This is a genomic window from Escherichia sp. WS1450 (assembly GCF_046487395.1).
Lineage (GTDB): Bacteria > Pseudomonadota > Gammaproteobacteria > Enterobacterales > Enterobacteriaceae > Escherichia > Escherichia coli.
Window position 1 is genome coordinate 1 of record NZ_JBJQJO010000004.1, and the last position, 18974, is coordinate 18974.

Consider the following 18974-nt stretch of genomic DNA (forward strand, 5'->3'; position numbering starts at 1 on the left):
ACCCGACATATAACATGTAGCGCATCGTTGTAGTTGATGCTTTGAATGTGAATTTTGCATTCGCGAAGAAGCTAAAACTCACAGCCACAACGAAACCTGCGAAGTTTGCCAGAGCCTGATTGGTATGCGCGGCATAGATACATACACCAAAAACCACCCAGTGTATAAGTGTGTTCAGCACACCAATCGAGGTGTACCTTGCAAATATATTTAACATTTATTTAATCAATGAGTTCTGAAAGGTATGAAGTCTATCATCCAAGTCTCAATCGATCGATACTTGCGGTAGTTGATGAGGAAAACTCTGGTACACAAAGCTTTGCACTGGACTGCAAGGTGTTGTGCTTCTCTGGAGTGCGATATGTTTGATGACAAAAAATTAGCGCAAGAGGACAAAAAATCACCTTGCGCTAATGCTCTGTCTCAGGTCACTAATACCATCTAAGTAGTTGATTCATAGTGACTGGATATGTTGTTTTTTGTAGTATCATGCAGTCTATTTTTTAGGCTAAATGTATTTTAACACATTGATATTATTGGCTTTTGCTGTTTCGCGTTCAGCTTTTTTATACTAACTTGAGCGAAACGGGAAGGTAAAAAGACAAAAAGTTGTTTTTAATACCTTTAAGTGATACCAGATGGCATAGCGCCATCTGGCAGAGTGATTAACTAAACATCGCAGTAATCGAGGCGCTTGCCAGAGAATGGAAATGGACGTTAAACCCGACCATCGCGCCGCTGGCACCTTCATCGACATCAATACGTTCTACATCCAGCGCGTGAACGGTAAAAATGTAGCGATGGGTTTCGCCTTTCGGCGGCGCTGCACCATCGTACCCGGTTTTACCAAAGTCGGTACGCGTCTGCAAAACGCCGTCTGGCATTGCTACCAGACCAGAGCCAAACCCTTGCGGTAATACGCGGGTATCAGCGGGTAAATTAACAACTACCCAGTGCCACCAGCCGGAGCCGGTTGGCGCATCCGGGTCGTAGCAGGTGACAACAAAACTTTTCGTTCCCGCAGGAACATCATCCCACGCCAGATGCGGTGAAACATTATCGCCATCGTAACCCATGCCGTTAAAGACATGACGATGTGGCAACTTATCGCCATCGCGCAGATCATTACTGATGAGTTTCATGAACCCTCCTTTCTAGTTTGCAGAAAGTGTAGCCAGAAACCCTCACGCTGACTTCCCGTTATTGGCAAAAAAATGTTTCATCCTGCACCGCACGATTAACCGCTGCGGTCAGACGCTGCAACTGTTGCGGGAGAATAATATAGGGCGGCATCAGGTAAATCAGTTTGCCAAAAGGCCGGATCCAGACACCCTGTTCGACAAAGAATTTTTGCAGCGCTGCCATATTCACCGGACGAGTGGTTTCGACCACGCCAATGGCCCCTAGCACGCGCACATCGGCAACCATTTTGGCATCACGGGCTGGTGCCAGTTGCTCGCGCAGTTGTACTTCAATAGCCACCACCTGCTGCTGCCAGTCGCCAGATTCGAGAATCGCCAGGCTGGCGTTTGCTGCCGCGCAGGCTAGCGGATTGCCCATAAAAGTTGGCCCATGCATAAAGCAACCGGCTTCGCCGTTACTGATGGTTTCCGCAACCTCGCGCGTGGTGAGTGTGGCGGAAAGGGTCATTGTACCGCCGGTTAAGGCTTTACCGAGGCACAAAATGTCCGGCGCGATATCTGCATGTTCACAGGCAAACAGTTTGCCAGTACGACCAAATCCGGTGGCGATCTCGTCGGCAATCAGCAAGATACCTTCGCGATCGCACATTTTGCGGATTCGTTTTAACCATTCCGGATGGTAGATGCGCATCCCGCCTGCGCCCTGGACAATCGGTTCAATGATCACCGCCGCGATTTCATGACGATGCGCCGCCATCAGGCGGGCAAAGCCCACCATATCGCGCTCATCCCATTCACCATCCATGCGGCTTTGCGGGGCGGGAGCAAACAAGTTTTCTGGCAGATAGCCTTTCCACAGACTGTGCATTGAGTTATCCGGATCGCACACCGACATCGCGCCAAAGGTATCGCCATGATAACCATTGCGGAAGGTCAGAAAACGCTGGCGCGCTTCGCCTTTGGCTTGCCAGTACTGCAACGCCATTTTCATCGCCACTTCCACCGCTACGGAACCGGAGTCCGCGAGAAAAACGCATTCCAGCGGTTGCGGCGTCATTGCCACCAGTTTGCGGCACAGCTCAATGGCTGGCGCATGGGTGATACCGCCAAACATCACATGCGACATGGCATCAATTTGCGACTTCATCGCCGCATTAAGCTGCGGGTGATTGTAACCGTGGATCGCCGCCCACCAGGACGACATACCGTCAACCAGGCGTCTGCCGTCAGACAAAATTAGCTCGCAACCTTCGGCGCTCGCCACCGGATAAACCGGTAGCGGGGAGGTCATGGATGTGTATGGGTGCCAGATATGGCGTTGGTCAAAGGCAAGATCGTCCGTTGTCATAATCGACTTGTAAACCAAATTGAAAAGATTTAGGTTTACGAGTCTACACCGAATTAACAACAAAAAACACGTTTTGGAGAAGCCCCATGGCTCACCGCCCACGCTGGACATTGTCGCAAGTCACAGAATTATTTGAAAAACCGTTGCTGGATCTGCTGTTTGAAGCGCAGCAGGTGCATCGTCAGCATTTCGATCCACGTCAGGTGCAGGTCAGCACTTTGCTGTCAATTAAGACCGGAGCTTGTCCGGAAGATTGCAAATACTGCCCGCAAAGCTCGCGCTACAAAACCGGGCTGGAAGCCGAGCGGTTGATGGAAGTTGAACAGGTGCTGGAGTCGGCGCGCAAAGCGAAAGCGGCAGGATCGACGCGCTTCTGCATGGGCGCGGCGTGGAAGAATCCCCACGAACGCGATATGCCCTACCTGGAACAAATGGTGCAGGGAGTAAAAGCGATGGGGCTGGAGGCGTGTATGACGCTGGGTACGTTGAGTGAATCTCAGGCGCAGCGCCTTGCGAATGCCGGGCTGGATTACTACAACCACAACCTCGACACCTCGCCGGAGTTTTACGGCAATATCATCACCACACGCACTTATCAGGAACGCCTCGATACGCTGGAAAAAGTGCGCGATGCCGGGATCAAAGTCTGCTCAGGTGGCATTGTGGGTTTAGGCGAAACGGTAAAAGATCGCGCCGGATTATTACTGCAACTGGCAAACCTGCCGACGCCGCCGGAAAGCGTGCCAATCAACATGCTCGTGAAGGTGAAAGGTACTCCACTGGCAGATAACGATGATGTCGATGCCTTTGATTTTATTCGCACCATTGCCGTAGCGCGGATCATGATGCCGACCTCTTACGTGCGCCTTTCTGCCGGACGCGAGCAGATGAACGAACAGACTCAGGCGATGTGCTTTATGGCCGGGGCTAACTCGATTTTCTACGGTTGCAAACTGCTAACCACGCCGAATCCGGAAGAAGATAAAGACCTGCAACTGTTCCGCAAACTGGGGCTAAATCCACAGCAAACTGCCGTGCTGGCAGGGGATAACGAACAACAGCAGCGTCTGGAGCAGGCACTGATGACCCCGGACACTGACGAATATTACAACGCGGCAGCACTATGAGCTGGCAGGAGAAAATCAACGCGGCGCTCGATGCGCGGCGTGCTGCCGATGCCCTGCGTCGCCGTTATCCGGTGGCGCAAGGGGCCGGACGCTGGCTGGTGGCGGATGATCGCCAGTATCTGAACTTTTCCTGCAATGATTACCTCGGCTTAAGCCATCATCCGGACATCATTCGTGCATGGAAGCAGGGAGCGGAGCAATTTGGCGTCGGTAGCGGCGGTTCCGGTCACGTCAGCGGTTATAGCGTGGCGCATCAGGCGCTGGAAGAAGAACTGGCCGAGTGGCTGGGCTATTCGCGGGCACTGCTGTTTATCTCTGGTTTTGCCGCTAACCAGGCAGTTATTACCGCGATGACGGCGAAAGAGGACCGTATTGTTGCCGATCGGCTGAGTCACGCCTCATTGCTGGAAGCTGCCAGTTTAAGCCCGGCGCAGCTTCGCCGTTTTACCCATAACGATGTCGCTCATCTGGCGCGACTGCTTGCTTCCCCCTGTCCGGGGCAGCAACTGGTGGTGACAGAAGGCGTGTTCAGCATGGACGGCGATAGTGCGCCACTGGCGGAAATCCAGCAGGTAACGCAACAGCACAATGGCTGGTTGATGGTCGATGATGCCCACGGCACGGGCGTTATCGGGGAGCAGGGGCGCGGCAGCTGCTGGTTGCAAAAGGTAAATCCAGAATTGCTGGTGGTGACTTTTGGCAAAGGATTTGGCGTCAGCGGGGCAGCGGTGCTTTGCTCCGATGCGGTGGCGGATTATCTACTGCAATTTGCCCGCCATCTTATTTACAGCACCAGTATGCCGCCCGCTCAGGCGCAGGCATTACGTGCGTCGCTGGCGGTCATTCGCAGTGATGAGGGTGATGCACGGCGCGAAAAACTGGCGGCACTCATTACGCGTTTTCGTGCCGGAGTACAGGATTTGCCGTTTACGCTTGCTGATTCATGCAGCGCCATCCAGCCATTGATCGTCGGTGATAACAGCCGTGCGTTACAACTGGCAGAAAAACTGCGCCAGCAAGGCTGCTGGGTCACGGCGATTCGCCCACCAACCGTACCTGCTGGTACTGCGCGACTGCGCTTAACACTAACCGCCGCGCATGAAATGCAGGATATCGACCGTCTGCTGGAGGTGCTGCATGGCAACGGTTAATAAACAAGCCATTGCAGCGGCATTTGGTCGGGCAGCCGCGCACTATGAGCAACATGCGGATCTACAGCGCCAGAGTGCTGACGTCTTACTGGCAATGCTTCCACAGCGTAAATACACCCACGTACTGGACGCGGGTTGTGGACCTGGCTGGATGAGCCGCCACTGGCGGGAACGTCACGCGCAGGTGACGGCGTTAGATCTCTCGCCGCCAATGCTTGTTCAGGCACGCCAGAAGGATGCCGCAGACCATTATCTGGCGGGAGATATCGAATCCCTGCCGTTAGCGACTGCAACCTTCGATCTTGCATGGAGCAATCTCGCGGTGCAGTGGTGCGGTAATTTATCCACGGCACTCCGCGAGCTATACAGGGTGGTGCGCCCCGGAGGCGTGGTCGCGTTTACCACGCTGGTGCAGGGATCGCTCCCTGAATTACATCAGGCGTGGCAGGTGGTGGACGAGCGCCCGCATGCTAATCGCTTTTTACCGCCAGATAAAATCGAACAGTCGCTGAACGGCCTGCATTATCAACATCATATTCAGCCCATCACGCTGTGGTTTGATGATGCGCTCAGTGCCATGCGTTCGCTGAAAGGCATCGGTGCCACGCATCTTCATGAAGGGCGCGACCCGCGAATATTAACGCGTTCGCAGTTGCAGCGATTACAACTGGCCTGGCCGCAACAACAGGGGCGATATCCTCTGACGTATCATCTTTTTTTGGGAGTAATTGCTCGTGAGTAAACGTTATTTTGTCACCGGAACAGATACCGAAGTGGGGAAAACTGTCGCCAGTTGTGCACTTTTACAAGCCGCGAAGGCAGCAGGTTATCGGACGGCAGGTTATAAACCGGTCGCCTCTGGCAGCGAAAAGACCCCGGAAGGCTTACGTAATAGTGACGCGCTGGCGTTACAGCACAACAGCAGCCTGCAGCTGGATTACGCAACGGTAAATCCTTACACCTTCGCAGAACCCACTTCGCCGCACATCATCAGCGCACAAGAGGGCAGGCCGATAGAATCATTGGTAATGAGCGCCGGATTACGCGGGCTTGAACAACAGGCTGACTGGGTGTTAGTGGAAGGTGCTGGCGGCTGGTTTACGCCGCTTTCTGACACTTTCACTTTTGCGGATTGGGTAACACAGGAACAACTGCCGGTGATACTGGTAGTTGGTGTGAAACTCGGCTGTATTAATCACGCGATGTTGACGGCACAGGCAATACAACACGCCGGGCTGACTCTGGCGGGTTGGGTGGCGAATGATGTCACGTCTCCGGGAAAACGTCACGCTGAATATATGACCACGCTCACCCGCATGATTCCCGCGCCGCTGCTGGGAGAGATCCCCTGGCTTGCAGAAAATCCAGAAAATGCGGCAACCGGAAAGTACATAAACCTTGCCTTGTTGTAGCCATCCTGTATTTGGTTAAATTGCGAGCGAGATCGCGTCTTCGATTGACTGCAATTTAACCAATTAAATTCTAAAATAATCACGAAAAAAATTTTACTTCCGCATCATGCGATGTATGTGGGAATTGCCCAGGCGGCGGGGGATAGGGGCTGCAGACAGTTATCCACTATTCCTGTGGATAACCATGTGTATTAGAGTTAGAAAACACGAGGCAAGCGAGAGAATACGCGGCTTGCACGCGAATTGGCGTTAAAGACGGCTCAAAGAAATATCTTTTATTTTTTAACTGGTTAGATAATTGCAATGGCAGTCACTGAAGAGGCATCTCTTGCCATAAAACTGTCATCACTCATCTTGACAAATGTTAAAAAAGCCGTTGCTTTGGGGATAACCCGGTAAGGCCGGAGTTTTATCTCGCCACAGAGTAAATTTTGCTCATGTTTGACAGCGGAGTTTACGCTGTAACAGAAATATTATGGTGAGAAACTGTTTTTTTATCCAGTATAATTTGTTGGCATAATTAAGTACGACGAGTAAAATTACATACCTGCCCGCCCAACTCCTTCAGGTAGCGACTCATGAGTAAACCGTTCAAACTGAATTCCGCTTTTAAACCTTCTGGCGATCAGCCAGAGGCGATTCGACGTCTCGAAGAGGGGCTGGAAGATGGCCTGGCGCACCAGACGTTACTTGGCGTGACTGGCTCCGGGAAAACCTTCACCATTGCCAATGTCATTGCTGATCTTCAGCGCCCTACCATGGTACTTGCGCCCAACAAAACGCTGGCGGCCCAGTTGTATGGCGAAATGAAAGAGTTCTTCCCGGAAAACGCGGTGGAATATTTCGTCTCCTACTACGACTACTATCAGCCGGAAGCCTATGTACCGAGTTCCGACACCTTCATTGAGAAAGATGCCTCGGTTAACGAACATATTGAACAGATGCGTTTGTCCGCCACCAAAGCGATGCTGGAGCGGCGTGATGTGGTTGTGGTGGCGTCTGTTTCCGCGATTTATGGTCTGGGCGATCCTGATTTATATCTCAAGATGATGCTCCATCTCACGGTCGGCATGATTATCGATCAGCGCGCGATCCTGCGCCGACTGGCGGAGCTGCAATACGCTCGTAATGATCAGGCATTCCAGCGTGGTACTTTCCGCGTTCGTGGTGAGGTGATTGATATCTTCCCAGCAGAATCGGATGACATTGCACTTCGCGTGGAGCTGTTTGACGAGGAAGTGGAACGATTGTCGTTATTTGACCCGCTCACCGGGCAGATTGTTTCCACTATTCCACGTTTTACCATCTACCCGAAAACGCACTACGTCACGCCGCGCGAGCGCATCGTACAGGCGATGGAAGAGATCAAAGAAGAACTGGCCGCCAGACGCAAAGTGCTGTTGGAGAATAACAAACTGCTGGAAGAGCAGCGGCTGACCCAGCGTACCCAGTTTGATCTGGAGATGATGAACGAGCTGGGCTACTGTTCCGGGATTGAGAACTACTCGCGCTTCCTCTCCGGTCGTGGACCGGGTGAGCCACCGCCGACGCTGTTTGATTACCTGCCTGCCGATGGGCTGCTGGTGGTCGATGAATCACACGTCACCATTCCGCAAATTGGCGGCATGTATCGCGGTGACCGGGCGCGTAAAGAGACGCTGGTGGAGTACGGCTTCCGCCTGCCATCAGCGCTGGATAACCGTCCGCTGAAATTTGAAGAGTTCGAAGCATTAGCGCCGCAAACCATCTATGTTTCGGCGACGCCGGGTAATTACGAGCTGGAAAAATCGGGCGGCGATGTGGTGGATCAGGTGGTGCGTCCAACCGGATTGCTGGATCCGATTATCGAAGTGCGGCCAGTGGCGACACAGGTCGATGATCTTCTATCGGAGATTCGTCAGCGAGCGGCAATTAACGAACGCGTACTGGTTACAACTCTGACCAAGCGAATGGCGGAAGATCTCACGGAATATCTCGAAGAACACGGCGAGCGCGTGCGTTATCTTCACTCCGATATCGACACCGTCGAGCGTATGGAGATTATCCGCGACTTGCGTCTGGGCGAGTTCGACGTGCTGGTGGGGATCAACTTACTGCGCGAAGGTCTGGATATGCCGGAGGTTTCGCTGGTGGCGATCCTCGACGCCGACAAAGAAGGCTTCCTGCGTTCTGAACGTTCGTTAATCCAGACTATTGGTCGTGCGGCGCGTAACGTTAACGGTAAAGCGATTCTCTACGGCGATAAGATCACCCCGTCAATGGCGAAAGCGATTGGCGAAACCGAACGTCGTCGCGAGAAACAGCAGAAGTACAACGAGGAACACGGTATTACGCCGCAGGGCTTGAACAAGAAAGTGGTCGATATCCTGGCGCTGGGGCAGAACATTGCTAAAACCAAAGCGAAGGGCAGAGGAAAATCGCGACCGATTGTTGAGCCGGATAATGTGCCGATGGATATGTCGCCTAAAGCGTTGCAGCAGAAGATCCATGAACTGGAAGGGTTGATGATGCAACACGCGCAGAATCTGGAGTTCGAAGAAGCGGCGCAAATTCGTGACCAGTTGCATCAGCTGCGTGAATTGTTCATTGCCGCGTCGTGACAAGATGAAAAAGCCGGAATGTTCTTCCGGTTCAGATTAACGATCAAGTCAAAAAAGTGCTCGAACGGTCCCCTCGTCCCTCCGGGGAGAGGGTGAGGGGAACAGGTCGCATTGCACCAGAAGCCTGGTCAGCAATCTCGGCCACATTAACCCAGTGCTTGTAACGCCTTTTCCAGTGCGTTATGTAACAACTGGCGGTCATGACGATACGGAATATCGCTGGCCTCCAGTACCTCCTGAATCACAATCCGCTCTTTCACCGCCGAGGCATCCACTTTTGGCCCGACGATGACCGCATCAATGACCTTTTTACCGACATACTGCTCCATAATTGCCAGCTTGCTTTCCAGCTTCAAATTAGCCGCAGGTAAACTCAACTCACGCCCCAGATTGCCGATATAGACCATCGGCGCTGGCGTGCGGCGTAATGCCTGTGCGATTTCCTTCAGCAGCAGAATTGGCATCAGGCTTGTATAAAAACTGCCAGGCCCAATAATGATGAGATCCGCTTCATTGATAGCGTGAACAGCCTCACGCGTTGCGGGTACATTCGGCGTTAACAGTAACTCCTGAATCGGCGTAGTTAACTGGTCGATATTGACCTCGCCGTAAACTTCATGCCCCTGATCGTCAATCGCCATCAGATCCACCGGATGCTCCGACATCGGAATCAAATGTGCGTCCACTTTCAGCAGATTGCGAATCAGATTGATCGCTTCAAGAGGTCGCACGCTAAGGTGATCCAGTGCCTTCAGCATCAGGTTTCCAAGGTTGTGTCCGGAAAGTTCGCCATTACCGCCGAAACGATATTCAAACATTGCGGAAGCGACGCTGGGTTCAGTTATCAGCTGGTTGAGGCAGTTACGCATATCGCCCCAGGCAATACCGCCTTCTGAGCGGCGAATACGCCCCGTCGATCCGCCATTATCCGTGGTGGTGACGATACCCGTTAAACGAGAACCCAAAGACGAAAGTGATGAGAGAACGCGTCCCAGTCCATGCCCTCCGCCGAGAGCAACGACACGATCAAGATCAGCCAGCGTACGATTGCGCATATAGTTTCCTGGAGTCAGATTATCCGCGCTACAGTAGCGCAAATTGCGGGGAAACAGCAATTAACCTGCCAATATTGAGGATACAAACTATTTTCTTCTACCTCTAAAGGATGAAGCACGCTATGCCTCTCTGATGATGTATATCAAAGTAAAACCGCCATTTTCCCTTATTCTGTAGCGAAATAGCACGATCATGACGCTATATACATGATTATATAGCGAAAGTGTGGATGGTAAAAATCTCATTTACACGCTAGTATCGGCTTAACCACTAAACACTCTAGCCTCTGCACCTGGGTCAACTGATACGGTGCTTTGGCCGTGACAATGCTCGTAAAGATTGCCACCAGGGCGAAGAAAGAAATGACTTCGCCTCCCGTATCTGGAAAGGTGTACATGGCTTCACAACTGACTGATGCATTTGCGCGTAAGTTTTACTACTTGCGCCTGTCGATTACTGATGTGTGTAACTTTCGTTGCACCTACTGCCTGCCGGATGGCTACAAACCGAGCGGCGTCACCAATAAAGGCTTTCTTACCGTCGATGAAATTCGCCGGGTTACGCGCGCCTTTGCCAGTCTGGGCACCGAAAAAGTGCGCCTGACAGGCGGTGAGCCGTCTTTACGCCGCGACTTTACCGATATCATCGCCGCTGTGCGGGAAAACGACGCTATCCGCCAGATTGCGGTCACCACCAATGGTTACCGTCTGGAACGCGATGTGGCGAACTGGCGCGATGCGGGACTTACTGGCATCAACGTCAGCGTTGATAGCCTTGACGCTCGCCAGTTTCATGCCATTACCGGGCAGGATAAATTCAACCAGGTCATGGCAGGGATCGATGCTGCATTTGAGGCCGGTTTTGAGAAGGTCAAAGTCAATACCGTGCTGATGCGTGATGTTAATCATCATCAGCTCGACACCTTTCTGAACTGGATCCAGCATCGCCCTATCCAGCTGCGTTTCATCGAATTGATGGAAACGGGCGAGGGCAGCGAGCTCTTCCGTAAGCATCACATCTCTGGTCAGGTTCTGCGTGACGAGCTACTGCGTCGCGGCTGGATCCACCAATTACGTCAACGCAGTGACGGTCCCGCGCAAGTCTTTTGTCATCCGGATTACGCCGGAGAGATTGGCCTTATCATGCCGTATGAAAAAGACTTCTGCGCCACTTGCAACCGCCTGCGCGTTTCCTCCATTGGTAAACTCCATCTCTGCCTGTTTGGTGAAGGCGGCGTTAACCTGCGCGATCTGCTGGAAGACGATACCCAGCAACAGGCGCTGGAAGCGCGTATTTCAGCGGCGCTGCGGGAGAAGAAACAGACCCATTTCCTGCATCAAAACAACACCGGTATTACGCAAAACTTATCGTACATTGGCGGCTAAAACGTCAAAAGGAGAGATCAGATGAGTCAGGTAAGCACTGAATTTATCCCGACCCGTATTGCTATTCTTACGGTTTCTAATCGTCGCGGTGAAGAAGACGATACCTCCGGTCACTATCTGCGCGATTCGGCGCAGGAAGCGGGCCATCACGTTGTCGATAAAGCCATTGTGAAAGAAAACCGCTACGCTATTCGCGCTCAGGTATCTGCGTGGATCGCCAGCGACGATGTACAAGTGGTATTGATTACGGGGGGGACTGGCCTGACGGAAGGAGATCAGGCTCCCGAAGCGCTGCTGCCGTTGTTCGACCGTGAAGTTGAAGGTTTTGGTGAAGTGTTCCGGATGTTGTCGTTCGAAGAGATTGGCACTTCCACGTTGCAATCTCGTGCGGTAGCGGGCGTCGCTAACAAAACGCTGATTTTCGCCATGCCGGGTTCGACCAAAGCGTGCCGCACCGCGTGGGAAAATATCATCGCGCCGCAGCTCGATGCCCGTACACGTCCATGCAATTTCCATCCACATTTGAAGAAATAAGTATGTCGCAACTGACCCATATCAACGCCGCTGGCGAAGCGCACATGGTGGATGTCTCCGCCAAAGCGGAAACCGTGCGTGAAGCACGGGCGGAAGCCTTTGTCACCATGCGCAGCGAGACGCTGGCGATGATTATTGATGGTCGCCACCATAAAGGCGACGTATTTGCCACTGCGCGTATTACCGGTATTCAGGCGGCAAAACGCACCTGGGATCTGATCCCGCTGTGTCATCCGCTGATGCTCAGCAAAGTTGAAGTCAATTTACAGGCTGAGCCGGAGCACAATCGGGTGCGTATAGAAACCTTATGCCGCCTGACCGGGAAAACCGGTGTCGAAATGGAAGCGTTAACCGCGGCCTCCGTGGCGGCGCTGACCATTTATGACATGTGCAAAGCGGTGCAAAAAGATATGGTAATTGGTCCGGTACGTTTGCTGGCGAAGAGTGGCGGCAAGTCGGGTGACTTTAAGGTGGAAGCGGATGATTAAAGTTCTTTTTTTCGCCCAGGTGCGCGAGTTGGTGGGAACAGATGCAACCGAAGTGGCTGCGGATTTCCCAACCGTTGAAGCGTTACGCCAACATCTGGCTGCGCAGAGCGATCGCTGGGCGCTGGCGCTGGAAGATGGCAAATTGCTGGCTGCCGTCAACCAGACGCTGGTGAGTTTTGACCATCCGCTGACTGACGGCGACGAAGTGGCTTTCTTCCCGCCGGTAACCGGAGGTTAAGATGGCAGAAACCAAAATTGTTGTCGGCCCGCAGCCATTCAGCGTAGGAGAAGAGTACCCGTGGCTGGCTGAGCGTGATGAAGACGGTGCGGTAGTCACCTTTACCGGTAAGGTGCGCAACCATAACCTTGGCGACAGCGTCAAAGCATTAACCCTCGAACACTATCCGGGGATGACTGAAAAAGCACTGGCAGAAATTGTCGATGAAGCGCGTAACCGCTGGCCGCTGGGGCGCATCACGGTGATTCACCGCATCGGGGAATTATGGCCGGGAGATGAAATCGTTTTTGTCGGTGTCACCAGTGCGCATCGCAGCAGTGCGTTTGAAGCCGGGCAGTTTATTATGGATTATCTCAAAACCCGCGCACCGTTCTGGAAGCGTGAAGCCACGCCGGAAGGCGACCGCTGGGTTGAAGCTCGGGAGAGCGATCAGCAGGCGGCAAAACGCTGGTAGTTTTTTGTTAGCCGGATAAGGCACCGCTGCGTCCGGCAATTTCACCGCTCAGTACATGCGTTTACGCTGCGTCGATGCACAGCCTCATCATTTTGCAGTATCCTTAAGATATTCCTTATATCTTCAGGAGATCGTCATGGACAGATTCCCACGTTCTGATTCAATTGTACAACCCCGGGCTGGCTTGCAAACTTATATGGCGCAAGTCTATGGCTGGATGACCGTTGGCTTGTTGCTGACCGCATTTGTTGCCTGGTATGCGGCTAATTCCGCGGCCGTGATGGAGCTGTTGTTCACTAACCGTGTCTTTTTAATCGGTCTGATCATCGCGCAATTAGCATTGGTTATTGTGTTATCAGCGATGATTCAAAAGCTGAGCGCAGGTGTAACGACGATGCTCTTTATGCTTTATTCGGCGCTGACGGGTCTTACGCTTTCCAGTATTTTCATTGTCTATACCGCTGCTTCTATCGCCAGTACTTTCGTCGTTACTGCCGGGATGTTTGGCGCAATGAGCCTGTACGGTTACACCACGAAGCGCGATCTAAGCGGCTTTGGCAATATGCTGTTTATGGCGTTAATCGGCATTGTGCTGGCATCGCTGGTCAACTTCTGGCTGAAAAGCGAAGCATTGATGTGGGCAGTTACCTACATCGGCGTGATTGTCTTTGTCGGATTGACGGCGTATGACACTCAGAAATTGAAAAATATGGGTGAGCAGATTGATACCCGCGACACGTCGAACCTGCGCAAATATTCCATTCTTGGCGCGTTAACCTTGTATCTGGACTTCATCAACTTGTTCCTGATGTTGTTGCGGATCTTCGGCAACCGCCGTTAATTCTTTTTCACCATCAATATCCCGGCCATGTGTCGGGATTTTTTTCTTACTAAAAACGACACTTAACAAGTACCAGGTATAAAATATGCCTTATGGCCGAGCGGAAGTGTTTTCCGTATCCATAAATACAAAAGTATTTTGTATGCGTGGTTTTAAATTTATTGATGGTGAATATTAATATTTTATCTAAGGATAACTAAAAGAATGGAATCATACTCGCAAAACAGCAATAAATTAGATTTTCAGCACGAAGCCAGGATATTAAACGGCATATGGCTCATTACCGCTTTGGGTATGGTGGCAACCGCAGGGCTGGCCCTGGTGATCATCATGAATGCCGCATTAATGAGTGAACGACCCGTTTGGGTAATAAGTTGCTTAATGATTGTGTTATGGTCAGGCATTATCTCGCATGGACGAAATAAGCTCCTTGAACTGGCGGGGAAATGCCATAGTGAAGAGTTGTGGAGTCCGGTTCGTTGCGCTTTTACAGGTGCATTAACTCTCTATTACTATTTTATCGGCTTCTTTGGGATACTTGCAGCAATAGCGATAACGCTTGTCTGGCAAAGGCATACGCGTTTTTTTCATTAGTCGTAAATGCACATACTAAAGAACTTAACTAAACTTCACATCGCCGCTTCATTTTTCGCCCGCAGCTTCTTCGCCTGGCTTTCCAGTAGCAGGTAACAGATCAGCGCCAGCAGCAGTGGGATAAAGTAATACAGCACACGGTAAGCGAGTAGGGCGGCGATAATTGTACCTTTGGAGGTATGCTCCCCAGCCAGTAGCGCGATAAATACCGCTTCCAGCACACCAATTCCCGCCGGAATATGCACGATGACGCCAGCAATACTACTAACCAGTAACACGCCCAGTACAAAGAAATAGTTCACGCTTTGACCAAGTAACAGCCAGATAATCGCCCCCATTACCATCCAGTTAACGCTGGAAATCAGCATCTGAGCGAGGGCGAATTTCCATGAAGGCAGCACCAGCTTTTGCCCTTTGATGGTCATATGGCGGTGCTTCGCGAAAGCGCAAAACCACAAATAAACCGCGATAATCATCAGTAAGCCAATGCCGAGAATACGCAGCGTAGTTTGATCGACATACCAGTGATCCGGCAGCTCCACCACGCCCGCGGTAAAGATAATCCCTGCCAGCAAAATATAGCCCAGCCAGTTGGTGGTAATACTGAGCGAGAAAATCCGCGTAATAGTGCTGCCCGGTAACCCTAGCCGGGAGTACAAACGATAGCGCATACCAATGCCGCCGACCCAGGTACTGAGCGTCAGGTTGAAGGCGTAGCAGATAAACGACACCAGCATCACCTGGCGCTTCGCCAGTTTGTGACCGCAGTAAAAGCGGGCGAGCAGATCATAGCAGCCGTAAATCAGATAACTGACGACCACCAGCCCGACCGCACTGAGCAACGCAACGCGATTGTAGTCGCGGATGACCTTCCAGACCTCTTCCCAGTCCACCTTTTTGGCGTAGACCACCAGCAACACAATCACCGCGATAAAAAACAGCCAGGTGAGGATCTTCTTTGCTAAGCGCCAGCGCGGGTGTGATTTACTCATCAGGGTTTTACCCCCGTGTTTTCAGTTTCTACCCGATCCTGCGTTTCCATTGTCGGCTGAGCGGGCGGGTCAACCTGCGCCAGACGTGGTGTGTGTGCCGGAAGCCAGCCGACCAGCGCCGGGAAGTGGCGTAAAAAGTGGAAGGCCAGCACGCTTTTGGTCAGATTCCACCAGGTGCGTTTCGGCAGCATGGTTTCATCCACCTGCTGGCAGTCTGCGGCGATAATGCCGTTCAGATTATCGCGCAGCGTCTGGTTAAAATGACGATCGTGGATGATGACATTTGCTTCGAGATTCAGTGACAAACTGAGCGGATCGAGATTACTGGACCCTACCGTCGCCCAGTGATCGTCCATCAATGCCACTTTGCCATGTAGCGGACGGCGGCGGTACTCAAACACCTGAACGCCGCCTTTAACCAGATAGTTATACAGCAAGCGTGCACCGACTCTGACAATCGGCATATCCGGTTCGCCCTGAATGATCAGTTTGATCCGCACCCCGCGCCGTGCCGCTTTACGCAAGGCGTGTAAAAATCGATAGCCGGGGAAGAAGTAGGCGTTGGCGATAATGACTTCTCGCCGCGCCTGAGTGAGCATTTTCAGATAGTGACGTTCAATATCATCGCGATGTTCTTCGTTATCGCGCCAGACCAGCAATACCTGCGCTTCTCCCGGCTGGCGGTTCTCTTCCGCTTTGTGATGACGTCGCCACCAGCGTCGTGCCGCGCTCTGTCCTGGCAGGTTTTCCAGTTCAAATTGCAGAATATCTTCGACAATCGGCCCTTCAAGGCGCACCGCGTAATCCTGTTTAGCCTCCGGACCGTAGCTGGACATATGCTCGGCGGAGTAGTTCAGTCCGCCAATAAAGGCAATACGCGCGTCGATCACCACAATTTTGCGATGCATCCGGCGAAACACATTGGTGCGCATACCAAAAAGGCGAGGGCGGGGATCGTAGTAGCGAAATACCACGCCAGCTGCCGTCAATTCATTGACAAACTCATCGCTGAGATCCGGCGAACCGTAGCCATCCAGCAAGACTTCCGCTTTCACCCCGCGTTGCGCTGCTGCCAGTAGCGCCGCATGCAGCTGTTTGCCGACGTCATCTTCAAACCAGATAAACGTTTCAAGAATGATGCGTTCTTGCGCCTCGCCAATCGCCTTAAACACCGCGGGATAATATTGCTCGCCGTTTTCCAGCAACTGGATCTTATTGCCTTCGCGCCAGCTACATTTCATAAATGAATCTCCGCACTTAAAGGGGCATGATCAGAAAGGTGTCGCCATGTCCGCAGCGGCAACGCGGTTGGCGCGCTGGCGCTGGCATTTTTGACATAGATCCTGTCCAGACGTAGTAGAGGAAATTGCACCGGAAACGTGCGCGCCGGGCGTCCGTGGGCGCGGGTAAATATCTCATCCAGCCCGGCCTGCACTTTTAACGGATGATTAGCTTTTTGCCGCCAGTCGTTGAAATCACCCGCCACCAATACCGGTTCGCCGTCCGGCAGCTCATTCACCCATTCGGCGAGCATCGCAAGCTGCGCCTGACGGTGCGCCTCACGCAGGCCCAGATGTACGCACATCACATGAATCGCTTTCCCGGTCATCGGCGGCACAATGCGGCAGTAGAGCACGCCGCGCTTTTCCGCACCATCGACCGAAACATCACGATTCTCATAATGTTCAATGGGATAACGTGAAAGAACGGCGTTACCGTGATGTCCTTCCGGGTATACGGCATTGCGACCGTAGGCAAAATCGCTCCACATAGTGTCGGCGAGAAACTCGTAGTGCGAGGTATCGGGCCAGTTTTCCACATGCAGCGGATGAACTTCGTGCGCGCCCATCACTTCCTGCAGGCAAACAATATCGGCGCTGACGGTACGCACGGCGTCGCGAAGTTCCGGCAAAATGAAGCGTCGGTTAAACGCGGTAAAGCCTTTGTGAATATTGATGGTGAGCACCTTGAACGAAAATTGTTGTGTTTGATCGGGCATAATTTTCCTGTCTTTGCCTCTTATCTCATTGAAATAGTGTAGTCGGCGTCACAAAAAGGTGCGGTCTTACGGAATTTTCCGTAAAGTTCGGTACTCTGAGTAAGTAGAGATAAATTCTTCAGGAGAGAAGCCATGAAGTGGCAACAACGTGTTCGTGTCGCAACGGGTCTAAGTTGCTGGCAGATTATGTTGCATTTACTGGTAGTGGCGCTGCTGGTGGTGGGCTGGATGAGTAAGACTCTGGTTCACGTCGGCGTGGGATTATGCGCACTGTATTGTGTCACGGTAGTGATGATGCTGGTGTTTCAGCGCCACCCCGAGCAACGCTGGCGTGAGGTGGCAGACGTGCTGGAAGAGCTGACCACGACCTGGTATTTTGGCGCAGCGCTGATTGTGCTGTGGCTGTTGTCCCGCGTACTGGAAAACAACTTTTTGCTGGCAATTGCAGGGCTGGCAATCCTTGCCGGCCCGGCGGTAGTGTCTTTGCTGGCGAAAGATAAGAAGTTACATCACCTTACGTCTAAACATCGCGTACGCCGCTGACCCTGTCGTGGCCGTTATCACCAGTAGCGGCCACAAACTATTCCATACAATATCCAGACTCGCATCTTTCAAATAAATCTGCTTGGTAATGTCCGTAAAGTGGCGAATAGGGTTAATCCACGTCAGGTTTTGCAGCCATACTGGCATGTTTTCCACCGGCGAAACGTAACCGGAAAGGAGAATGGCGGGCATCATAAAGACAAACACGCCGATAAACGCCTGCTGTTGTGTTGAACAGAGTGATGAAATCAACAGACCGAATCCCACCAGCGATAAACCGTAAATCACCATCGTAAAGTAGAACAGCGCCAGCGATCCGGCGAAGGGGATTTGATACGCCCAGATACCAATCGCCAGCACAATGGTGGCCTGGAAGGTGGCGACAATTAATGCCGGTACGGCCTTGCCGATGAATATCTGCCAGGTGGTGAGCGGCGAAACCAGTAACTGATCGAGCGTACCTTGTTCACGTTCGCGGGCAACAGAAAGTGAAGTGACGATCATTACGCCGATAGTGGTGATCATGGCGATCAGCGACGGCACCACAAACCATTTGTAGTCGAGATTCGGGTTATACCAGTTGCGTACCACCAGCTCGCTGTTGTTGGGTTTCGGTTTTCCTTCCAGCAGCTCCTGCTGATAATTTTTGACGATCTGTTGCAGGTAGTTGGCGGCAATTTGCGCACTGTTGGAGTTACGCCCGTCGAGGATCAACTGCAACGGCGCGGTCTGGAAGGTATCCAGTTTGCGCGAGAAGTCAGCCGGGAAACGCACCAGTAGTAACGCCTTTTGTGTGTCGATGGTTGGGCGGATCTCCTGTGGGCTTTTCAGCAGCAGCACATGAGTAAAGGCGCTGGCGCGGGCAAAACGTTGGGTCAGCTCCACCGAATGCTCGCCGTTATCTTCATCGTAGATGGCGATGGTGGCGTTAGTCACTTCCAGCGTGGCGGCGAACGGGAACAGGATCACCTGAATCAGCACGGGTAAAATCAGAATCGCACGGGTTTGCGGTTCGCGCAGCAGCGACTGCAACTCTTTGCGGATTAACGTCCATAAGCGATGAAACATGC

The 18974-nt window shown here is 52.4% G+C and carries 21 protein-coding genes and 1 riboswitch; of the genes, 13 read left to right on the forward strand and 8 right to left on the reverse strand.

Annotation, left to right across the window (positions count from 1 at the left end):
* From ACJHYR_RS05880 to bioA, 3 genes are all read right to left on the reverse strand, one after another.
* Positions 1 to 217 (reverse strand): GtrA family protein (locus ACJHYR_RS05880; protein WP_410233095.1); only part of this gene is annotated, 217 nt, incomplete at its 3' end.
* A gap of 448 nt (positions 218 to 665) precedes the next feature.
* Positions 666 to 1142, reverse strand: a complete 477-nt coding sequence (locus ACJHYR_RS05885; protein WP_000767422.1) for a kinase inhibitor — start codon at positions 1140 to 1142, stop codon at positions 666 to 668.
* Between the two features lie 58 nt (positions 1143 to 1200).
* Entirely contained in the window at positions 1201 to 2490 is a 1290-nt protein-coding gene (gene bioA, locus ACJHYR_RS05890; protein WP_001309367.1) for an adenosylmethionine--8-amino-7-oxononanoate transaminase, read from the reverse strand.
* 86 nt (positions 2491 to 2576) lie between these two features.
* Here bioA and bioB point away from each other — a divergent pair, with 86 nt between their 5' ends.
* The 5 genes from bioB to uvrB all read left to right on the forward strand — a co-directional run bounded on the left by bioB (position 2577) and on the right by uvrB (position 8780).
* Positions 2577 to 3617, forward strand: coding sequence for a biotin synthase BioB (bioB, locus tag ACJHYR_RS05895; protein ID WP_000951213.1), 1041 nt, complete (start codon positions 2577 to 2579; stop codon positions 3615 to 3617).
* On the forward strand, positions 3614 to 4768 hold the full coding sequence (gene bioF, locus ACJHYR_RS05900) for an 8-amino-7-oxononanoate synthase (RefSeq protein ID WP_000118805.1): 1155 nt from the start codon (positions 3614 to 3616) through the stop codon (positions 4766 to 4768). The genes bioB and bioF overlap by 4 nt, the downstream gene beginning before the upstream one ends.
* Entirely contained in the window at positions 4755 to 5510 is a 756-nt protein-coding gene (bioC, locus tag ACJHYR_RS05905) for a malonyl-ACP O-methyltransferase BioC (RefSeq protein WP_000246782.1), read from the forward strand. Before bioF ends, bioC begins: the two co-directional genes overlap by 14 nt.
* Positions 5503 to 6180, forward strand: coding sequence for a dethiobiotin synthase (gene bioD / locus ACJHYR_RS05910; RefSeq protein ID WP_072837464.1), 678 nt, complete (start codon positions 5503 to 5505; stop codon positions 6178 to 6180). The genes bioC and bioD overlap by 8 nt, the downstream gene beginning before the upstream one ends.
* Before the next feature lie 578 nt (positions 6181 to 6758).
* On the forward strand, positions 6759 to 8780 hold the full coding sequence (gene uvrB, locus ACJHYR_RS05915) for an excinuclease ABC subunit UvrB (RefSeq protein WP_000042533.1): 2022 nt from the start codon (positions 6759 to 6761) through the stop codon (positions 8778 to 8780).
* A 146-nt stretch (positions 8781 to 8926) separates the two neighbouring features.
* On the opposite strand, the gene yvcK is transcribed toward uvrB, so the two are convergent.
* Positions 8927 to 9835 (reverse strand): uridine diphosphate-N-acetylglucosamine-binding protein YvcK, encoded by a 909-nt coding sequence (yvcK, locus tag ACJHYR_RS05920; protein ID WP_001305602.1) that lies wholly within the window; start codon positions 9833 to 9835, stop codon positions 8927 to 8929.
* Positions 9836 to 10099: 264 nt separating this feature from the next.
* Positions 10100 to 10244, forward strand: a riboswitch (molybdenum cofactor riboswitch).
* Between yvcK and moaA the strand changes: the two genes are divergently transcribed.
* From moaA to ACJHYR_RS05955, 7 genes are all read left to right on the forward strand, one after another.
* The gene (moaA, locus tag ACJHYR_RS05925; protein WP_001295301.1) at positions 10232 to 11221 is read left to right on the forward strand and encodes a GTP 3',8-cyclase MoaA; all 990 of its coding nucleotides are present in this window, start codon (positions 10232 to 10234) and stop codon (positions 11219 to 11221) included. Its footprint overlaps the riboswitch before it by 13 nt.
* A 21-nt stretch (positions 11222 to 11242) precedes the next feature.
* The gene (gene moaB / locus ACJHYR_RS05930; RefSeq protein ID WP_000084639.1) at positions 11243 to 11755 is read left to right on the forward strand and encodes a molybdenum cofactor biosynthesis protein B; all 513 of its coding nucleotides are present in this window, start codon (positions 11243 to 11245) and stop codon (positions 11753 to 11755) included.
* Positions 11756 to 11757: 2 nt separating this feature from the next.
* On the forward strand, positions 11758 to 12243 hold the full coding sequence (gene moaC / locus ACJHYR_RS05935; RefSeq protein WP_039064017.1) for a cyclic pyranopterin monophosphate synthase MoaC: 486 nt from the start codon (positions 11758 to 11760) through the stop codon (positions 12241 to 12243).
* Positions 12236 to 12481 carry a molybdopterin synthase sulfur carrier subunit gene (moaD, locus tag ACJHYR_RS05940; protein WP_000598612.1) on the forward strand — a complete coding sequence of 82 codons (246 nt, stop codon included), beginning with the start codon at positions 12236 to 12238 and terminating at the stop codon, positions 12479 to 12481. Before moaC ends, moaD begins: the two co-directional genes overlap by 8 nt.
* Position 12482: 1 nt before the next feature.
* On the forward strand, positions 12483 to 12935 hold the full coding sequence (gene moaE, locus ACJHYR_RS05945) for a molybdopterin synthase catalytic subunit MoaE (RefSeq protein WP_000852278.1): 453 nt from the start codon (positions 12483 to 12485) through the stop codon (positions 12933 to 12935).
* Between the two features lie 136 nt (positions 12936 to 13071).
* Positions 13072 to 13776 (forward strand): Bax inhibitor-1/YccA family protein, encoded by a 705-nt coding sequence (locus ACJHYR_RS05950; protein ID WP_000373624.1) that lies wholly within the window; start codon positions 13072 to 13074, stop codon positions 13774 to 13776.
* Between the two features lie 204 nt (positions 13777 to 13980).
* Positions 13981 to 14370, forward strand: a complete 390-nt coding sequence (locus tag ACJHYR_RS05955) for a hypothetical protein (RefSeq protein WP_000446924.1) — start codon at positions 13981 to 13983, stop codon at positions 14368 to 14370.
* A 35-nt stretch (positions 14371 to 14405) separates the two neighbouring features.
* Here the strand turns inward: ACJHYR_RS05955 and ACJHYR_RS05960 are convergent, their stop codons facing one another.
* Genes ACJHYR_RS05960 through ACJHYR_RS05970 form a run of 3 tightly spaced genes read right to left on the reverse strand, consistent with a single transcriptional unit; the run spans position 14406 to position 17361 of the window.
* The gene (locus ACJHYR_RS05960; protein ID WP_000045450.1) at positions 14406 to 15362 is read right to left on the reverse strand and encodes a YbhN family protein; all 957 of its coding nucleotides are present in this window, start codon (positions 15360 to 15362) and stop codon (positions 14406 to 14408) included.
* On the reverse strand, positions 15362 to 16603 hold the full coding sequence (clsB, locus tag ACJHYR_RS05965; RefSeq protein WP_000650337.1) for a cardiolipin synthase ClsB: 1242 nt from the start codon (positions 16601 to 16603) through the stop codon (positions 15362 to 15364). The genes ACJHYR_RS05960 and clsB overlap by 1 nt, the downstream gene beginning before the upstream one ends.
* Positions 16600 to 17361 (reverse strand): endonuclease/exonuclease/phosphatase family protein, encoded by a 762-nt coding sequence (locus ACJHYR_RS05970; protein ID WP_001113348.1) that lies wholly within the window; start codon positions 17359 to 17361, stop codon positions 16600 to 16602. The genes clsB and ACJHYR_RS05970 overlap by 4 nt, the downstream gene beginning before the upstream one ends.
* A gap of 132 nt (positions 17362 to 17493) precedes the next feature.
* On the opposite strand from ACJHYR_RS05970, the gene ACJHYR_RS05975 reads away from it, so the two are divergent.
* Positions 17494 to 17904, forward strand: coding sequence for a YbhQ family protein (locus ACJHYR_RS05975; RefSeq protein ID WP_000871982.1), 411 nt, complete (start codon positions 17494 to 17496; stop codon positions 17902 to 17904).
* Here ACJHYR_RS05975 and ACJHYR_RS05980 read toward each other — a convergent pair.
* The gene (locus ACJHYR_RS05980) at positions 17866 to 18972 is read right to left on the reverse strand and encodes an ABC transporter permease (protein ID WP_000469031.1); all 1107 of its coding nucleotides are present in this window, start codon (positions 18970 to 18972) and stop codon (positions 17866 to 17868) included. The genes ACJHYR_RS05975 and ACJHYR_RS05980 overlap by 39 nt on opposite strands.
* Between the last annotated feature and the right edge of the window lie 2 nt (positions 18973 to 18974).